Source organism: Saliphagus sp. LR7, from assembly GCF_003344565.1.
GTDB classification, from domain to species: domain Archaea; phylum Halobacteriota; class Halobacteria; order Halobacteriales; family Natrialbaceae; genus Saliphagus; species Saliphagus infecundisoli.
Map to the genome: position 1 here is coordinate 368,593 of NZ_QPND01000002.1, position 18,102 is coordinate 386,694.

Genomic DNA, 18,102 nt, shown 5'->3' on the forward strand with positions numbered 1-18,102 from the left:
CGGGAATAATCGTAGCTACAGCTTCCGCGCTGCGATTGATAAACCTACTGTTCCGGGGGCGCAGGGACGATACCCGTTCACTCGCCGACGACGGCGCCGGCCGTGGTATCTCCGGCGTTCTCGTTCGGGTAGAGTTCGACCCTGCCTCCACGCCCGTGTACAGATCGGAATTCTTACACAAAGCTGCTTCAGGGAACCTTTTAGGATACTGCCGTCGATCGATCGCGTATGAGCGGATCGGACGCCTCGACCTCGGACGGCCGCGAGGAGAGGTCCCTCCTCGAGTGTACCGACTGTCTGGCGCCCGCCGACGCCTTCGCCCTGATTGGCGACGATACCCGGCTGGCGATTCTGGAGGCGCTGTGGCTCGCCGACGAACGCCCGGTTCCCTTCTCGGAGCTCCGCCGGGTCGTCGGGACCGAGGACTCGGCGCAGTTCAACTACCACCTCCAGCGGCTGGTCGGCCACTTCGTCCGCAAGACGGAGGAGGGGTACGCGTTCAAACACGCCGGCGAGAAGGTCGTCCGGTCGGTGATCGCGGGCTCGTTCAACGAACATCCCACGGTCGAGCCCTTCGGCGTCGAGGGAACCTGCTTCGCCTGCGAGGGCGCCCTCGAGGCGCGCTACGAGGACGAACGGCTCGCGATCGTCTGCCGGGCCTGCGGAGAGGGCCACGGCGAGTACTCGTTCCCGCCGGGCGGGCTCACCGACCGGACGCCCGCCGAGGTCGCGGCGGCCTTCGACCAGCGGGTGCGCCACCTCCACTGTCTGGCCGCCGACGGCGTCTGCCCGGAGTGTGCCGGCAGGATGCATACCAGTCTGGTCGAGGACGGGGAGTGCTGTCTCGGTGTTTCGGTCCGGGTCGACCACGAGTGTCGACAGTGTGGCCACAGCCTCTGTTCGGCCGCGGGTCTGCGCCTGCTCGACCATCCCGAGGTCGTCGGCTTCCACCGCGACCGGGGCGTCTCCGTTGCCGACCGGTCCTACTGGACGCTCCCGTGGTGTGTCTCGGACGAATACACGCGGGTCCGGGCGGAAGACCCCGTCCGGCTCGAGCTCTCGATCCCCCTCGCGGGCGACGAACTGCGGGCGACTCTCGACGACGAGCTCGCAGTCGTCGGAACCGAGATCGAAACCGGATAACCCGATCCACGTAATCGCCGAACCCGCGGGCTTTTCTCGCCCGGTCACCTCTCTCCCCCGTGCGCGAGTTCGACTTCGAACTTCGCCTCTGTGCCCACCTTGAGGGCGAGACCGACGGGATCGTCGCCCGTCAGCTCGGGGGCAGCGTCGCCGACCCCGGCGGCCGGGTCGTCGACTGTGTCGTCGTCTCCCCCGGCGCAGAGTTCGCGGAGCGCGTCGCGATCACCGGGGAGGCGATTCCCGACGCCGCCATCGACTCCGATGTCGGAACGGGTCGGGCGCGCTACTGGAAGGACGCGTTCGACTGTCATCCCGAGCGGGCCCGCCGGGCGACCGAGCGGGCCTGCGAGGTCGGGTTCTTCGAACGCGAGCGCCGCGGCGGCCGGGACTACGTCCGCCGGACCGCCCGCTACCCCGACTGGTACGGCGAGCTCGTCGGAATCGAGAACAAACCCGATCTGGACCGGCCGGGCGACCTCGAGGGCCAACTGCGGACCGACGTCGCCCTCGGTCTCTTCGACCGGGTGATCCTCGCCACGGAGAGCTACGTCACGCGCGCACACTTGAACCGACTGCCCGATCAGGTCGGCGTCTGGCGCTTCTCGGAAAATACCTTGGAGGTCGTCCGCGAGCCGACCGCCCTCGAGCCGGGCGAGCCGGGGGTCGAACCGCTCGCGGAGCGTCCCGGCCGGACCGACGTCGCCGTCGTTTCCCCGGAGCGGAAGGCCCGGAAGCGGAGACGGATCGCCGAGCGCGCCTACGGGAAGGGGTGGCGGACGTACGACCTCCCGGCGTGCGACGCCTGCGATCCCGACGGCGCCGACGCGGCGGCGACGGTGCCCTACTGCCGCTGGAAGGGACGGATCGTCGAGCCCGCAAGCGAGTGCGGTTCGGAGTGTCCGGGCTACGAGCCGGTCGCGGCCGAGGCGGGTCTCGAAGCGGACCTCGAGGCCGAACGCGAGCGACGAACCCCGTGGGTCGCCGATCCCGCGGGGCCGCGCCGGCAGTCGGGGCTCGATCGGTGGTAGCTAGTGGGCGGAGAGGGTGTCATAGAACTCTTCACACACCCCGGCAACAGCCGGTGAAGCAGCCACTTGTGAAGTAGATATGTTCGCCGCTTTTCGGAACCAGTGGTAGAAGACCTCTCAACCGGTAGTAGAAAACCATGCCAACCGTTCTATGACACCCTCAATCCACCTTGTGGTCCGAATCACACCTTAGCATGTAATTGTAGGATAGTCACAAAAATAAGCGGGAAAATAAAACCTATCAGAAACGGGGCGAATCTAAGGCCTAAAGAGTGAAATATCATCCAATAGAAACTACCGAAGAAAAATATATAAAACATCAAGGATATTGTTGCGACAATTGGAAATCCGTTTCTATAGAATAGTACTGTGAATCCAGAAATTCCGATCGCGATTAATAACGTTGCTCCCATCTCGATACCAATCACTAGTGATTCGATAACATCGAACGGGGGTGTATAGTCTGCCAAATAAAATGCAAACAGAGCCATTGAAGCTGTAATCACAGTCGAAAATAGGATAATAAATCCTAATTTGAGGACTCTCTTATGGTGATCTGGAAGTTCCTGCCACCCTTTAGTGAATTGAATAGGGGCTAGCGTACGTATAGATTCCATATATGATTAGATTCTTCACAGCACACAAAAGTTTCATCCTCCCTCTCGATCGGACCCGTATCGACACGATTTTTGATGGTGTCATCGTTCCTGTTATTTGTCTTTCTCATTAGTCCCGATTTCGAAAATCCATACGATCTCTTTGGGATTGCCACAGTGGTCTTTGCAATCCTTTCCTCAGTAGCCGCCTTAATTATTGAACGCAGGACGTCGTTGTTAGACCTACCCCCTGTACCGAGCACGAGATTCAGTCAGGAATCGGCTGCATTGAAGAGCAAAAGTTGCTCACTGAAGGTGCAAATAGTTCACCGTCCAAACACTTATGCTCTTGTTGCCCGATACTTCGTGTATGGATACCAAACGACTCGGTGCGATATCAGGGCTTTTCGGGATTCTCGTCTGGATTGTTCAATTCATCCCGGAAGCGATCTTTAATCATTGGACTGGTTCCTCCGGCATCCCGGAAGGGCTACCGGTGATTGGATCAGCAGGTGCGTCGGCAACTGTGTATACTCAAGTTTCAGAAGCGCTCGGACCACTTGGGACACTACTCATTGCAATCGGATTTGGGTATTATATCGGACGCCGAATCGTCGTCGCTCGTGAATATCATCGGTTTCTTGTCACTATCGCGATCGGAAGCTCTCTGGGCATCGGCCTCGTACTCGGAGGAGCCTTCATTCTCCCCAATCCAACGACTGTGACTTTTGTCGTGGCGTCAGCTCTGTTTTTCGATGCGGTGGTTAACGTTGTTCTTGTTCTTACGGTTGGAGCGTTCGCGGGCGCAATGATTGTCCATTTGCAGGCCTTTGATCCGAGTTCCCCTGGCTCGACAAAAACTGATACACCCTCTCCACCACCTGCGGAAGATGAGTCCTCTACTGATCAGTCGGATATCCGATCCCAACGTACACACTACATCGAATAACCCTCTTCGAGCTATCGCTACTCTCTACTGAGAACGAGATTCACTTGTAGTGGAAGTAAATCAAGTTACTTGTGAACTCTTCTATGATTCCCTATGCTACAGCTCGTAGACCTCGCCGTCGACCGCCAGGGGCTCCTCGAAGGCGTCCTCGGCGGGGTAGTAGTGGGCGAGGTGGACCAGCCGCGTCCTCGTGGCTCCGAGCTCGTCGGCGAGCTCGAGGGCGCCCTCCCGGGTCATGTGTTTCGTCCCGAAGGTTCGAGGGGTCCCTGCAGAGTTCTCGTGGCGCCCGCCCGCGGGGTGACCGGCACAGACGCTCGCGGGGACGATGGCGTCGGCCAGCAGGAGGTCGGCGCCGGCGAGGGCCTCGCGCGAGGGCTCGGGGATCGCGTAGCTCGTATCGCCCGTGAGCGAGAGCTTGGACCCGGTCTCGGGGTCGGAGACGACCAGTCCATAACAGACCATCGGCGGGTGATCGACCGGGAGGAGCGTCACGTCGAACCCACAGATCCGGATCGACTCGAGAGGTGTGACGGGGTGGACTGTAATCTGATCGAGGTAGTGGTAGTCGCTCGCGACGGTTTCGGCGACGCTCTCGCCGGTCGCGGGATCGGTTTCGTTCGCGGCGTAGACGTCCAAGGAGTCGAGCACCCGGAAGACGTTGCCCAACCCGTCGAGGTGGTCGAAGTGGACGTGGGTGATGACGGCGGCGTCGGGAAGGGAGGCCTCTTCCCGGAGGAACTGCTGGCGGAAGTCGGGGCTCGCGTCGATCAACAGCGTCTCGCCGGTTCGCTCGTTCTCGACGTGGACGGAAAATCGGGTGCGTTCGACGCCCCGACGGCGGGCCTCGCGGCAGGTCCCACAGTCACAGCCGACCGTCGGCGTTCCCGTCGTGTCGCCGGTGCCAAGCAGCGTGACCCGCATTCACTCGAACGTCGTCGGTCGGCACAATAGGTGCTCCGTTCGCGATCGACGGCCGGGGCCGCCGTCAGTAGGGAGCGTTAAGTATCGCCACCCCGCACGTGGTCGTATGAGCCTGGGACAGCGCGTCTCGAGCGACCACCAGCTCGCGCGGCTCCTCCAGATCGGGGTCGTGCTAGAGGAGGTCGTCGAGTCGCGTGCCGCCCACCACATCGACTCCCTTCCCCCGGAGGACCGCGACGCGGTCGACCGGGACGTCCGGGAGCTGCTCGCCGACGCCACCGAGGAGTCCGCCGACCATCGGGACCGCCTCGAGGCGCTGATCGCGGATCTGGAGGCCGACACCGTCGCCTACGAGGAGATCAACGCCCTGGTGGATGCCCGTTACGGCCCGCCGGAAGACACCGACGGCGTCCTCTACGACCAGCTCTGTAACGAGGAGACCGCCTACAAGTTTTACGACGACCTGATCGAGGCGGTCGAGGCCTCTGAGGCGACGTTCGCCGTCGATCGTGCCCGCCTCCTCGGGACCCTCCGGGAGATCCGCGAGGAGGAACGCGAGGGCGTCGAGGAGGTCACCGAAGTTATGGAGCGCAGAGCATGATTGGGGTCGGGGCGAACGGGGCCAGCGACCGAGGGGACCGGATCTCCGATCGACCGCGGACGAGCGAGGGCCAGACATGAACACGGCAGACCAGTACCTGAAGGCGGTCTATCTCGCACAGCGACTCGAGGACGGGCCGGCCTCGACGGGCACCTTAGCGGAGATGCTTGAGGTCAGCCCCGCGAGCGTCAACGAGATGGTCGGCAAGCTTGAACAACGAGAGCTCGTCGAACACGAGAAGTACAAGGGGACACAGCTCACCGACGAGGGGCTCGACCGCGCCCACCATGCCCTCCAGACTTACTGCATCATCGAGCGCTTCCTCTCGAACGTCCTTGAGGTCGAGGCGTTCCGGGAGGAAGCCCGCGCCTTAGAGAGTGTGATCGACGACACGGTCGCAGAGCGGCTCGATACGATTATCGACCGCCGCGAGGAGTGTCCAGACTGCTTCGACGCCGACATGGACTGCTGTGAGTTTCTTGAGCCCGAAGCGAGCGGGAACGCAGATTAACCTGCTACGGTATAGGTCGGCGTCTGAGGGAAAGAGCAACACTATTGTGCGCCGATCGGCTATCACGCGATAGCCCGGGCCGATCCGCCCGGTCGCAGTCCCGTGGTGTAGCGGCCAATCATAACGGCCTTTGGACGCGTTCGGCTCGTCCGGCGCGGGAGACAGCCGTTGACGGCGGTTCGAATCCGCCCGGGACTATACTAAAGATCGACATAATCCTCAGTCCATTAGCAGTCGTGACGGGGAAGAAGAATCTATTGGTATACGGTTCATATTGCGGTTTTGCAGGGTGTTCGGCGTAAACTCCACGCCACCGGCCTACGAGCCCGATTGCCCAGAGTGCGGGGAGATCCTTCTTGAATACTGACGCCTCGATTACAACCGGAGTCGCTGGGAGTGTCGGTACTGTCGGCGGATCTTCGCCGTTCACGAGGTGCTTCGCGCAAGCGCCGAGACACTCCGAGAAGCCACTGACGAGCAGTGGGCCGACGCGATTGAGGACTCACGATTCATCCTCAGCGACAGTCTCGATCCAGCTGATGTCGCTGCGGAGTTCGACGATGTCCTATGTGAGACGATGGCCAATCTCTGTCGAGAAGCCGTTCTGCAAGTCAAACGGGATCGGCCCGGACCGATCTTCCAAGACTTCCGTGCGGCCCTGGACGCACTCGACGCTGACGACGAAGACAACGAGGAATATGCACTGTCGGCCGGGGATTTCCTCGAAACAATGCTAGACGATGTGGATGGGGTGAACGGCAATACTGATTCTCACCGTGACGAGCGTGATGGGAAGACGGCTTCGTCCCCGTCGACGAACAGCCAGTCTTCGCTATCGAGTGCTGATACGGATTTTCTAGTCGAGCCGGCCCCACTTGCGATGGATCGCGACGCGCTCGAGGATGAAGTGCCAACCGTGAACGAATCGCGGCCCTCGAAGCGTATGTCGAGCTGCTTCAGGAAGTTGCAAACCGCTACGTCGCGATTTTGTGCGGTGCACTTCGGGAACTCCTCGGTGGTGACGTCGTCGATGACGTGCCCGATCTTCCTGAAGCCGCTCAACAGTTTCGAGCTGACCACGAACGCGCAGATCGTGCCGTGCGCGAAGGAGCCGTTTCGGACGGCGAGGAAGAGGTCACGTGAAGTCATCTCACTTGATGAAGAGAGAGGGTGCGAGAAAGTCTGGTCCTGCACCTACAGGGCGATCACGAAAATCAATCGTTAGAATCGTCCCAGAAGCCGCCCAGGCCGACCTCTTCGCGGGTCTCCTCGAGGAAGTCCGCCACCTTACGCAAATCATCCACCAAGAGGTCCTGGTTCTCCTCGAGCGTGTCCACGCGCTCCTCGAGCTCCACTACCTGGGCCTCTGGATCACCGTCGACGTCGCCGCTCCCGGACTGCCCTTTGACCTGCTGTTCGAGCGAGCCGATCCGACCCTCGAGACGGTCGAAGCGCTTGCGGACTGTGCGCTCTTCTGGGAGCGACATTCCGTAGTCTTCTTGAGCCGCCGTGAGGACCTCACCATCTCTATCAGTAATCCGATACTTGAACCCCTCCCGCGGGAGTGGATGGCTCCCGTCTCCACGCCCCTCGTCTATCTTCTCGACGAGGCCGGCGCCGATCATCTTCTGGTAGTGCTGGTTCACAATCTGAGCGTACAAGCCTTCGACCGCGCCAGTCACCTCGGGAGTCCGTGCTTCGCCGTCCAGGTTCCGGAGCGCCGCGAGTGATTTGTACTGTTTTTGTGTTAGGTCGCGGGCAATCTCCCACGGCTCATCGGTCTCGTCCATGCATCCTATCCCACCCGTTGAATCAAAAATCTTTACTGGAATTTTACTTCCAAATTGAGTTACCGACAGTATCTAGCCCGGTAAACCCCCCACGTCGGGAACTGCGTGGATGGGCCCAGGAGCACCAGCCAGAACGACTGTCAGATGTGATAGGGGAAGAGGGGAATCCCACCGAACTATGAGAGAGAAATCATGAGCACTGCGGCGCGAAGCCACCACCAACGAAGTGGCCAGCAGCGACACTGAGTGAGAACTGAGTTCCTCGGGGAAGAGGGTAACTGAGCGTGCTCAAGCAGTGTGCAAAAACCTCCGAGAACAGCGGAAACAGTGGTGTGTGAACCAGCCCGATCTGACTATCAACTATCATAGAGCTGAGCTATCAGGCCACGCTGAGAACAGCGATACTTACCTCTCAAACCGAGTGCTGAACACCGGATTTCAGATGATCTTCAGCAGTCCAGGGCGACCTCCCAGAGCGCCCAACCAGGGGTTGGCCCTGACTACAGCAGGGTTGACTATCCACTGAGCGAGCGTGGAGCGAAGCGAAGCGCGAGCGTCAGTCGGGAGCCATAGAGGGTCGGAGTCAGCGGGGGGCCGGTCGGTAGGGAGAGCGGTCGGTCGGCAGGTGCTGCGGTCGACTACAAGGCCTCGTGTGGGCCGACACACCGTTCCGATGATTTGTGCATTGAACTGATCAGTAGCCTACGAGTAACGCCCACAAAGCCGGGCGATGGAGGGAATAGATATGACGAGTTACAGATTCCGAGTGTGGGTAATTCCGAACCTGCCGGTAGAGCTCGAGCCAGAAACCGATGTCTGGAGAGATATCGAAGTCGATGGCTCGCATACCTTAGCGGACTTCCACGACGGTATCTTTGGGGGGCTCTGTTGAATCACCACCCGTTTCCGGTATCCATACGACTTTCTCGCCTCAGGCTTCCGTATTTGCGGATGTCCAGCGAAAAGACACTCCGCGAACTGGCCGACGAAAATGGCGTGACGATCGGGGCAGGCATTCCCGCTCGGTCGTTCAGACAGTATCCCGACGATCCGACGCTCGCACAGACGCTCAAGCGGGAGTTCAACGCGGTTACGACAGCGAACGCGCTGAAGATGGGGCCGTTGCGCCCCGCACGCAAGGTCTACGATTTCGATGATGCCGACGCGATCGTGAACTTCGGTGTCAAGAACGGCATGACTGTCCGGGGACACACGTTGCTCTGGCACAAGCAGACTCCGGAGTGGTTTCTCGCTTGGGACTACACCGACGACCAGTTAGAAACATTTGTCCGGGATCATATCCACACGGTGGCCGGCCGCTATCACGACAAGGTGGACGTCTGGGACGTCGTGAACGAAGCGGTGGCCGACGACGGATCGATGCGCGAGACGGTGTGGTACGAGGCGATGGGCGAAGCGTATCTCGACAAGGCCTTCGAGTGGGCAAACGACGTCGCGCCGAACGCCGCTCTCTATTACAACGATTACGAAATCGCCTCGGACAACGACAAGGCCGACGCTGTATACGACCTCCTGGAACGCCTGCTCGACCGTGGCGTACCGATCGACGGCGTCGGGATCCAGATGCACTCCCTTCCGTCGTATCAGCACAGCCGAGAGGATCCCGAAGCGGTCGGGGCGAACATCCGTCGCTTCAAAGACCTCGGCTTGGACGTCCAGGTCACCGAGATGGACGTTGCGTACGGCCCCGACGAGGAGTTCGACGACCGCCTCGATCACCAAGCGCAGTACTATCGAGACGTCCTCGAGGCGTGTCTCGACAACGGCTGTAACACGCTCATCACGTGGGGCGTCCACGACGCGGGATCCTGGCTCCAGAATCGCTACGAGGTGACGGCCGATCCCCTGCTCTTCGACGAGAACTTCAATCCCAAACCCGCGTATTACGCGATCCGAGATCTCTTAGAGAGCCGGAGTTGACGCGTACGAACTCCAAGGGTGTCGTGTGCCGGGATTCGGGGCTCGGAGAGTTCACTCGCGATAATCGAACTGAAGGACGCTATCGGGAGCGGGCGATTCGGGGAAGGACCGCCCGTATACTGACGCGACGATCTCCCGAATCTCCCGGAGTTGATCCGCATTGTCTTCGGTACAGTTCGTCGCACAGAGCGCGTATACGTCGCCGTTGTCGTGGAATCCGTATTTGAGCGGGCTGTGGCAGTGCGGACAGCGAAGGTCGGCGTGGGCGTGCATCCATTCGACGTCGAACCCGGTCTCACGAAGGCGTCTGTAGAGGGCATACCAGACGTGAACGTCCCAGTTCGCGCGTCCCTCCGCGGCGCGTTTGAGCCGGCGAAGCGCAAGAGCCGTCTTCCGGTACAGGCCGTCGTTCGGGGCGGCGTGGCGCTGGTGGTTGCGACGGAACTGATTGAAGAGGGCTGCCTTGGAGGACGTCACCGACCCGTTCGTGAGCTCACCCCCGAGAACCGAGTCAGCGGTGAACTCGTCGGGGGCCGTCGCCCGTTCGGGTCGGCCCTGCCCGTCGTACTCGGTTTCGTTCGAAAGCGGTGCGCCCGTCCGTGGACAAAACGAATCTTTCCCAATCATTGGCCTGTCTCGTGAGGATCGTTCCGGCTCGAGTTCGTGGGTTGAGCCGTACCCGGTGCTCGGCTGGGATCAAGACGGTTCATCGACCGGTGCGTTCGAACGGCGTCGGCGAAGGCGGCGTAGCCTGGCTGGCTCGTAGGCGATCCGTTCTCGAATCGTTCCGTATCCGGGATTGTTCGACCAGGATCATCCGCACTGTGGCGCGTCACCCGGCCGGAACCGTTTGCGCTCCCGCATCACTACCGGAGAGAGTTAAGCATTTCCAATGGAAATTTAACCAATGCGGAGCGTCATGTCGTCTACAATCGGCGTGTCGTCGGTCGTCTAGGCTCCGTGAAACAGCTCGAGATCGGCCGCAAACGCGCTTTCGCCGAGTGAAACGGGTGCCGAACGGCGCCACGAGGAGCCGGGAACCGGTTTTCGTGTATAACCGAAGGGAACATTATAAAGTGGCGTCCCCGTACAGCCCCCGAGGAATGGACTCGACCGACACACCTCCCGAGGAGCTTTCGGAAGGCGAGTTGTTTACCGAATACGTCGAACTCCTCGAACGGAACGCACCGACCGACGGATACACCAAGACGAAACTCAAACGGAGGCGTATCTCCCTGCTCTCGGAGATCGGGGACCGCCTCGAGGAACTCGAGGCGGTGAAGGCTCTCCTCTGTGACGCCAGTATCGACCGAGCCGGCGAGGCTGCCGGACGGGCGGACTCCTCGACCGAGATCGGGATCGACGGGGAGTAAGACGACGGTTCTCCGTGGCTTCGACCGTTCGATGTCGTCGGCCGTGACTCCGTTCTCTGTATCCCATTCGTTCTCTGTGCCGTCCGCTCGAGCAGCGCGACCGACCACGGTCGGTCGAGTAGCGGATCACGTCGACGGGTCGTACCCGGCGTCGACGATCGTTTCGCGGATCCGGTCGCGGGTCGGATCGGCGTAGACGCGCACCTCGCCGGTGTCGGCGTCGGGGACGACGTCCGTGACGCCCGGGAGATCGGTGAGCCGACTGCGGATAACGCGTTCGCATCCCTGACACTCCATCCCGTCTACGCGAACCGTGTACTCGTTCATGCGCGGTCGGTACTCGGAACGGCGAACATTTAAATCATAACTAATACATAGATATATGAGTGCTCTGCTGTATTTCGCGGTCCACTCACTCGGAGAGCCACGCCTCGAACGTTTCGTCGTCGACGATCCGGACGCGAAATTCCATCTTCGCGTGGCCGGACCCGCAGTAGGACCCACAGTAGCCCCGGTACTCCCCTTCCCGGATCGTCGTCGTTCGGATCGCGTGTTCCTCGCCCGGAACCGCCATCTGTTTGAGTCCGAGCTCCGGAACGTGAAGCGAGTGAATAACGTCCATGGAATTGATCGTTAGGTGGATAGATCGGTCGACAGGAACGACGAGCTCGTCGGCCGTCCGTCCGTTCTGGCCCGGATACTCGAACCGGAACTCGAACCGTTCGGCCCTTACGGCTACCTCCAGGTCCACCCCACCGTCGGCGCTCGAAACCGGCCGAGTCCCCAGCGCCTCGGCTGCGGCGACCCCGACGCCCCCGAGGGTGACCGCGGAGCCGGCGATCCAGGCGAGCTCGTACCGCCGGACGGGGTCGACGCCCTCGCGTCCGTCGGTGCGGACGGCGTGATAGAGGGCGAGGCCGACGAGGAGCGCGATCACGACCCCGGCACCCATCACGCGCCGATGGAGCCTCCCGATCACCTCGGCAGTCGAGGTCGACGCCGGGACTGAGCCTACGGTGGTCGGGACGCCCGGGTCGAGGACGGGACCGAACGCGACGAGCGAATCGATGGCGAGCACCATCGTCATCGTACGACGACGTTCGGGGTCGACAGGGAAGTACCGTGGCGATCCATTCGAAACCCGTACCGTCAGAACCGCCGCTCGAGGACCGTGCCCGACTCGCCGACGGTGATCCGGGGCGTTCGCGACGTGCCCAGGGTGACGGCCCGGAGGTCGTTGCCGGCGTCGATCGCCTCGAGTTCCTCCCAGCCGTCGAACGAGCGTTCGTAGACGCCGCCCGCGGCGCTGACCGCGAGCCCGTCGTAGCGGTCGCGGACGATCGACGTCAGCGGTTGCTGGCCGACGACGGTCCTCGACCACGTGCCGCCGTCGTATCGGTAGATAACGCCGTTGCCGCCGACGACCGAGACGTGGCCCGGATCGACGGCGGCGGCGTCGTGGAAGGTGACGCTCGCCCCCTCGACACCGAGCCGTCGCCAGGTCTCGCCGCCGTCGTCCGACTCGTAGACGCCGCCGTCGGTATCACAGAGGTAGGCGTACTCGAGGGGAGTCACGTCGAGGGCGGCGACGCTCGAACCGGTCGTCGGCTCGGTCGCCCCGGCCCACTCGAGGGCGGTGCCGTCGCGCCGGCCCCGGAGGACGAATCCGGAGCTGTTGACGAGAAAGAGCCGCTCGCTCCCGGAGAGCCCGCCGACGGCGATCGCCTCCCAGGAGCTCGTCAGCCCGTTCGGCGCGGTGAAGTCGACGGCGCGGTCGGCGACGACGTCGTAGGCGCCGAGGGCCCCGCTGTCCCCGGCGAACCAGACGGTCCGGCCGTTGTCGGTCACGTCGACCGACCGCAGCTCGTTTCGGGCGCCGGCGGGACCGGACGGGAGGCGGACCGACCAGCCGCCGTCGGCGCGGGCGAGGACGATGCCGTCCTCGCCGACCGCGTAGGCCCCTTCCCGGGTCGCGACGACGCCGTGGAGGGTCGCGTCGGTCGGCACGTCGGCGCGAACCCACCTGCCGTCGGGATCGCTCAGACAGCCGGCAGCGCCGAGGGAAGCCAGGGCCCCCGCGAGAACCCGCCTGCGAGAGGGGCGGTCGCTCATCGGCGCGACTCCCCCGGCGGCGTGAACGCGCCGGGCGCGGAGGTGCGTTTGAGGACGGTGGCGATCCGGATCACGTACGCAAAGAGGATCGCGAGCGGACTGAACGCCATCGCGAGCGCCAGACTCACGAGGACGAGCAACGGCCCCTCGTGGGCGACCGGCGGGTAGCCGCTCGCGTAGATCATGATCACGAGCGTCGAGGTCAGCAAGGCGGCGGTGCCGCTGTAGGTGATCCGCCTCGAGAGCCGCGCGAGTTCCTGCTGGAGGTAGATCGCCATGAAGTACTGGCGGGTCGCGTCGACGACGACGTTGAGCTCTCCAAGCTCCGAGAGCAGGGTCCGGGTGCGAGTCGAGAGCTCCTCGTCGAAGCGCCGTGCCAGCCGCCGGGCTTCGTTCGCGTCGCTGGCGTAGTCCCGATCCAGCGCCGGGAGCACGACGTCGAACACCGACTCGGGGCCCTCGTTGAGACGGTCACAGAGCAGTTCGGCGTGATCGCCGGTCCGGACGGCGTACGCACTGACCGCCTCGAGGGCGGGCGAGCGGTCGTCGTCGTCGGTTCGGTCACAGCGGGCGGCGAGCGTGTCGGCCCGGTTGCCGAGCGTGCCGGCAAGGCGGGCGAAGAAGGGGCCGGGTTCCGTCGGGCTGACGCCGCTGCCGGGCGTTCTGGACTCGACGCGCCTGCGGAACTCCCGGACGTCGTCGATGCGCTCGCTGAGCCGGTCGGGCGTCCCGAACAGCCGGGAGACGATGAGTTGGTTGACCGAGACGACGATCGGGATGAACGAGAAGAGGCCGGCGATCATCGTCGAGAACATCGTCGTGACGAACCGGCTCTCGCGGACGCCGATGACGTCGCTCACTCCGAGGAGGATCGCGACGGCGAAGACGCCGCCGACGAACCCGGCGACGATCACGCCGCGGTCGCCCTCCAGAAAGAGCCATCGCCGGCTGCGGCCCCGTCGGTCGGCGTCTCCCAGATGGTGGAACGCGATCCGGGCGCCCGCGGCGAGGACGCCGGCACCGATCACGAGGAAGGCGTACGTCAGGCGGAGGACGTAGGTTACGAACGAGAGGCCGAGCGAGGAATCCGTGGCGGTGGAATCGGTGGACGTGGAGTCGGTGGGGTCATCCGCGTCGTCGTCCGCCCCGCCGGCTTCCTCGCCGGGATCACCCGACTCCGTTCGCTCCGGCGGCGGACCCGCCGCGGGAAGCGCCGTTTCGGAGGGGCTGTCGGTCGGTTCGTCGCCGTCGCCGGTGTCGTCGAGGTCGTCAGTGTCGTCGGAGCTGTCCGTCATGGGTGGAGGGTTCCGGAGGCGTACTCGAGTAGTCGGATCGCGAGGACGAGCGCGAGCGTGATGAGGACGACCCGCCGGAGGATCGTCGACCGAGCGGTGACGATCCGTGCCCGGTCGTGGGGGTGATAGCCGAGCGCCCACAGCGTCCCGAGCGCGCCCAGGTTGATCGCCAAGATGTTGAGCACGACGACGACGAGCGAGCCGGTCACGACCGGTGGAACGTACCACGCGAGCCCGACGCCGGCGACGCCGATCGGGGGCATGATCGCCGCCGCGATCATCACGCCGATGAGGTCGGTCATCCCGCTGGTCGCCATCGCGAGTCCGCCGGCGACGCCGCCACAGACGGCGACGGTCACCAGCAACGACGGCGGGAGCGTGTGGCTCCCGAGCCGGAGGCTGGCCTCCAGGCTGACCGCGCTCGAGACGACCGTCGAGGTCCGGGCGAGGCCGGCGAACGCGAGCGCGCTCGCGAAGCCGACGGCGAGCCCGATCAGTTGGAGGCGAACGCCGCGGGCGAAGAGGCTCCGGTCGTCAAGCACCGTCGCGACGCTGACTCCCATCGCGGGACCCAGCAGCGGCGCGATCACCATTGCACCGACGAGGACGGCGAGCGAGTCGAGCAGGACGCCGGCGGTCGCGACGACGGCGCTGATCGCGCTCATCGCCCCGAAGATGGGCACGGGTGGGAGCTGTGATTCGGCCTTCGATCTGAGTTCGCTCCGGGAGATGCGCTCGAAGCCGAGGCGCTCGACGTCGTCGGTGGCGGGAAGCGAGGCGTCGTCGGCCGGGTGGACGGCCATCGATTCGGAGACGACGACGGTGACGTTCCCGGGGGCCGTGGCGAGTTCCTCCTCGATCCGCTCGACGATCCGGGTCGGCACCGGGACGATCACGGTCCGGGAGCTCCCGTCGTCGCGATCGGTGACGCTGTAGTCGAGGTCGTACCGATTCAGGACCTCGACGACCGCCTCGACGTTTCGGCTCGATTCCGCAAGCACCGTGATCAGTCGCGTATCCGAGCGGCTCACGGTGAGTTACAGCACGTGGAGGTCGTCGGTCGGAGGGGTCGGTTCGTCGGGGAACGCACGCTCGTGGAGCGAGGCGACGAGTCCGCGGATCTCGTCCAGACGGTCGCCTCCGTGGGCACACGAGAGCCCACACGGTGCGACGAGCCCGCTCGGACCGCGCTCGAACGCGAGGCGGCCGCCGCAGTCGGGACAGCGGGGTTCGGCGTGGGCGTGCATCCACGCGACCTCGAACCCGTGTCGGGCGAGACGTTCGCCGAGGGCGTACCAGACGATCTCGTCGCGGCCCTCCCGAGCGTTCGCGGTTCGTTTGAGCCGCGCGAGCGCGAGCGACGCGCGCCCGTACAGCTTCCCGTCGGGGTCGGCGTGGCGCCGGTGGCACCGACGGAAGTACCGGAGCAACGCACGCCGCGAGGACCGGGTTCCCCCCGTCGTGAGCGGGACGGGGTCGTCGGTCGCGGGCGCCCGCTGGGGCACTCCCCGTTCGTCGTAGTGGCTCTCTTCGGAGAGAGACGCACCGCTGGTCGGACAGAACGCGTGGTCTCCGATCATGATGGGTGCCGATCGGGTTCCGTCGATCGGCTACCTCCGCCTACCGGACGACGGCCCATAAGGTACCGAGATAGTGAGGAGATCTAAGGGATCGTAGCTCGTCATCCGAACCTCATCTCGAGGGTTTTGTATAGATATGATACCATTCTCGACATCTTATTGGCGGGGCCCACCAAGCCGAGCGTGTCGCATGAGTCCCAACGACTACGTCGACTTCGACTCGCGGGAGTGGGAGTCCTGGCACTGGTACGTCCTGACCGGCTACCCCGTCGCGAGTCTCCTGGGCATCCTCCTGATCGGGCGGCTCAACGACGGCGGCTCCATGTTGGCCTCGAGCCTCGGCAGCGTCGCCCTGGTGATCGTCCTGACGGCGTTCGGGATCGTCTCGCTGCCCGCGATCCTGAGGGACGCCGAGTTCGTCCACGCGGCGTGTGAACGTTGGAACCCCGACCCCCGGACCTACGTCGGTGCGGCCGTCGCGACGCCCCTGTTTCTGGGCGTGTTCGGCGCGCTCGTCGCCGGCGTCGCGCTCGGGCTCGCGCTGGCGATCCTCGCCTTTCTCGTCTCGACGATCGCCGTCTGCGTGGTGTACCTCTTCAACCGCCACGAGGCGATCGGGCTCTTCGCCCGCTGACGCGATCGGCCCGGTCGGCGACTCATTCGAATTGCTAGGATTCAGGACGGTTTATACCCTTGGAACCATTGGTCATTACTGCTGGAAGGTCGGACGACACGCTCCCGCGTGGATGACGTCCGACCCGATAGCGACGCTACAGTCCTCCAACCGACTTCCCTCCGCCCGCTACAGCCATGATCGAACCCATCCCCGTACTCGTCTCTCCCCCCGCAACGGCGGGCGGCGGAGCGATCGACCCCGTCCTCGCGGTCGGCCGGGCGTTCGCGCCCGGCTCGAGCGGCGGGTTCGAACTCGCCGTCCGGCTCGTCGGCCTCCTGGGCGCGGTGCTCGCGGACGTCGCCTACGGCGTCCGGATCGCCGTCGGGATGGCCTGGGACAGCTGGTGGGCGCTGGTGTTCGGCTTCACCGTCACGGGTGCGATCCGCGAGTTCGTCCCGGAGGACGTCCTCGTGGACTACCTCGGCGACGACGGCTGGCGCGAGATCGGCTACGGAACGCTCTTTGGCGCCTCCTCCTCGAGCTGTTCGTTCTCGGCGGTGGCGACGACCCGGTCGCTGTTCGCGAAGGGCGGGTCGGCGGCCGCGACGCTGGGCGTCTTCCAGTTCGCGGCGACCGATCTGGTCGTCGAGCTCGGACTCGTCCTGGTGATCCTGTTGGGCTGGCAGTTCCTCGCCGCCGAGGTCGTCGGCGGGCTCGTCGCAGTGGTGGCCGTCGGGGTTTTCTACCGCCGGTACGTCCCCGCGGAGTGGGTCGCGGTCGCGCGTCGCCACGCCCGCTCGTTCGACGACCCGACGTGTGCGACCTGCGGGATGGAGGTGGACCTCCGCGAGGAGGACTCCGAGAGCCGCGAGTTCGACGGCGAGCGTCGCTATTTCTGTTGTGGGGGCTGTCTCGGCGCCTACGACCCGCCGACGGAGGCGGTGACCGCCGGTCCCGAACTCCTCTCGCCCGGCCGCTGGCGGGCGGCGACCGCGAACACGATCGCCGAGTGGGAGATGCTCCGGCGGGACATCGCCCTCGGGTTCCTGATCGCGGGGCTCCTCGCGGCGGTCGTCCCGGACCCGTGGTGGGCGACGGCCTTCGGCGTCGGAGCCGACGGGAGCGCGACGCGCGTGTTCGTCCACGTCCTCATGGGAACCGTCATCGGCTCGCTGACCTTCCTCTGTTCGGTCGGCAACGTCCCGTTCGCAGTCGTCCTCTGGACCAACGGCGTCTCCTTTGGCGCCGTCCTCGCGTTCGTCTTCGCGGACTTGCTGATCCCGCCGCTGGTCCGGACCTACCGCCGGTACTACGGCTCGCGGATGGCTGCCGTCGTCACCGCCGCGTTCTTCCTCGCGGCCGTCGTCGGCGGGCTCGCCGCCCACGCCGTCTTCGGCCTCCTCGGGCTGATCCCGTCGCCCGACGCCGCGGGCGGCTCGGTCCCCGGGACGTACACGGCCCTCCTCAACGTCGTCGCCACACCCCTGCTGGCGGTGCAGATCGTCCTCACGATGGACGCCCAACGGCGCCGACGGCTCGCCGACCGCCTCGCGCCCCACGTCGCGGGCGTCCTCTACAGGACGCACGCCGTCCTCGAGCGCGTTGCCTACGCCCTTGAGAACCGCGGGCTGCGCTGACCGACACCT

Annotated in this window: 19 protein-coding genes and 1 tRNA gene; 11 read left to right on the forward strand and 9 right to left on the reverse strand. The window is 64.3% G+C overall.

All coding sequences use genetic code 11. The annotated features are described in order from the left end of the window. The first annotated feature begins 228 nt into the window (after positions 1-228). From DVH23_RS04450 to DVH23_RS23480, 3 genes are all read left to right on the forward strand, one after another. Positions 229-1,143, forward strand: a complete 915-nt coding sequence (locus DVH23_RS04450) for a helix-turn-helix domain-containing protein (protein WP_114576221.1) — start codon at positions 229-231, stop codon at positions 1,141-1,143. Positions 1,144-1,202: 59 nt separating this feature from the next. Then, the gene (locus DVH23_RS04455) at positions 1,203-2,171 is read left to right on the forward strand and encodes a DUF5787 family protein (protein WP_114576222.1); all 969 of its coding nucleotides are present in this window, start codon (positions 1,203-1,205) and stop codon (positions 2,169-2,171) included. Between the two features lie 966 nt (positions 2,172-3,137). Further along, positions 3,138-3,716: a hypothetical protein gene (locus DVH23_RS23480; RefSeq protein WP_157972323.1), complete on the forward strand. Its 579-nt coding sequence runs from the start codon at positions 3,138-3,140 to the stop codon at positions 3,714-3,716. A 96-nt stretch (positions 3,717-3,812) separates the two neighbouring features. Here DVH23_RS23480 and DVH23_RS04470 read toward each other — a convergent pair whose 3' ends face one another. After that, complete coding sequence (locus tag DVH23_RS04470) at positions 3,813-4,637, reverse strand: MBL fold metallo-hydrolase (protein ID WP_114576225.1); 825 nt, start codon at positions 4,635-4,637, stop codon at positions 3,813-3,815. Between the two features lie 106 nt (positions 4,638-4,743). Between DVH23_RS04470 and DVH23_RS04475 the strand changes: the two genes are divergently transcribed. The 4 genes from DVH23_RS04475 (at position 4,744) to DVH23_RS04490 (ending at position 6,974) form a co-directional block, all read left to right on the forward strand. Continuing rightward, positions 4,744-5,238, forward strand: a complete 495-nt coding sequence (locus DVH23_RS04475; protein WP_114576226.1) for a ferritin-like domain-containing protein — start codon at positions 4,744-4,746, stop codon at positions 5,236-5,238. A gap of 76 nt (positions 5,239-5,314) precedes the next feature. After that, entirely contained in the window at positions 5,315-5,749 is a 435-nt protein-coding gene (locus tag DVH23_RS04480; RefSeq protein ID WP_114576227.1) for a metal-dependent transcriptional regulator, read from the forward strand. A gap of 96 nt (positions 5,750-5,845) precedes the next feature. Beyond that, positions 5,846-5,947, forward strand: a tRNA-Gln gene (locus tag DVH23_RS04485). Between the two features lie 235 nt (positions 5,948-6,182). Then, entirely contained in the window at positions 6,183-6,974 is a 792-nt protein-coding gene (locus DVH23_RS04490) for a hypothetical protein (protein ID WP_114576228.1), read from the forward strand. Here the strand turns inward: DVH23_RS04490 and DVH23_RS04495 are convergent. Continuing rightward, on the reverse strand, positions 6,964-7,539 hold the full coding sequence (locus DVH23_RS04495; protein WP_114576229.1) for a hypothetical protein: 576 nt from the start codon (positions 7,537-7,539) through the stop codon (positions 6,964-6,966). The two genes, DVH23_RS04490 and DVH23_RS04495, sit on opposite strands and share 11 nt — an antisense overlap. 951 nt (positions 7,540-8,490) lie before the next feature. On the opposite strand from DVH23_RS04495, the gene DVH23_RS04500 reads away from it, so the two are divergent. Further along, positions 8,491-9,480 (forward strand): endo-1,4-beta-xylanase, encoded by a 990-nt coding sequence (locus DVH23_RS04500; protein WP_114576230.1) that lies wholly within the window; start codon positions 8,491-8,493, stop codon positions 9,478-9,480. A gap of 51 nt (positions 9,481-9,531) precedes the next feature. On the opposite strand, the gene DVH23_RS04505 is transcribed toward DVH23_RS04500, so the two are convergent. Beyond that, positions 9,532-10,107 (reverse strand): hypothetical protein, encoded by a 576-nt coding sequence (locus tag DVH23_RS04505; RefSeq protein ID WP_114576231.1) that lies wholly within the window; start codon positions 10,105-10,107, stop codon positions 9,532-9,534. Positions 10,108-10,583: 476 nt separating this feature from the next. On the opposite strand from DVH23_RS04505, the gene DVH23_RS04510 reads away from it, so the two are divergent. Continuing rightward, the gene (locus tag DVH23_RS04510) at positions 10,584-10,853 is read left to right on the forward strand and encodes a hypothetical protein (RefSeq protein ID WP_198667834.1); all 270 of its coding nucleotides are present in this window, start codon (positions 10,584-10,586) and stop codon (positions 10,851-10,853) included. A 126-nt stretch (positions 10,854-10,979) separates the two neighbouring features. Here the strand turns inward: DVH23_RS04510 and DVH23_RS04515 are convergent, their stop codons facing one another. From DVH23_RS04515 to DVH23_RS04540, 6 genes are all read right to left on the reverse strand, one after another. Next, the gene (locus tag DVH23_RS04515) at positions 10,980-11,180 is read right to left on the reverse strand and encodes a heavy-metal-associated domain-containing protein (RefSeq protein WP_114576232.1); all 201 of its coding nucleotides are present in this window, start codon (positions 11,178-11,180) and stop codon (positions 10,980-10,982) included. An 85-nt stretch (positions 11,181-11,265) separates the two neighbouring features. After that, positions 11,266-11,940 carry a cytochrome c oxidase subunit II gene (locus DVH23_RS04520; RefSeq protein ID WP_114576233.1) on the reverse strand — a complete coding sequence of 225 codons (675 nt, stop codon included), beginning with the start codon at positions 11,938-11,940 and terminating at the stop codon, positions 11,266-11,268. A 62-nt stretch (positions 11,941-12,002) separates the two neighbouring features. After that, positions 12,003-12,965 (reverse strand): hypothetical protein, encoded by a 963-nt coding sequence (locus DVH23_RS04525; RefSeq protein WP_114576234.1) that lies wholly within the window; start codon positions 12,963-12,965, stop codon positions 12,003-12,005. Beyond that, complete coding sequence (locus DVH23_RS04530; protein WP_114576235.1) at positions 12,962-14,260, reverse strand: hypothetical protein; 1,299 nt, start codon at positions 14,258-14,260, stop codon at positions 12,962-12,964. The genes DVH23_RS04525 and DVH23_RS04530 overlap by 4 nt, the downstream gene beginning before the upstream one ends. Next, positions 14,257-15,291 carry a TIGR00341 family protein gene (locus DVH23_RS04535; RefSeq protein WP_114576236.1) on the reverse strand — a complete coding sequence of 345 codons (1,035 nt, stop codon included), beginning with the start codon at positions 15,289-15,291 and terminating at the stop codon, positions 14,257-14,259. The genes DVH23_RS04530 and DVH23_RS04535 overlap by 4 nt, the downstream gene beginning before the upstream one ends. 6 nt (positions 15,292-15,297) lie before the next feature. Beyond that, positions 15,298-15,840, reverse strand: a complete 543-nt coding sequence (locus DVH23_RS04540; RefSeq protein ID WP_114576237.1) for a hypothetical protein — start codon at positions 15,838-15,840, stop codon at positions 15,298-15,300. Between the two features lie 190 nt (positions 15,841-16,030). Here DVH23_RS04540 and DVH23_RS04545 point away from each other — a divergent pair, with 190 nt between their 5' ends. Next, a complete protein-coding gene (locus tag DVH23_RS04545) occupies positions 16,031-16,474 on the forward strand; it encodes a hypothetical protein (protein WP_114576238.1) in 444 nt (147 codons plus the stop codon). Between the two features lie 176 nt (positions 16,475-16,650). Then, positions 16,651-18,093, forward strand: coding sequence for a permease (locus tag DVH23_RS04550; RefSeq protein WP_114576239.1), 1,443 nt, complete (start codon positions 16,651-16,653; stop codon positions 18,091-18,093). The last annotated feature ends 9 nt before the right edge of the window (positions 18,094-18,102 follow it).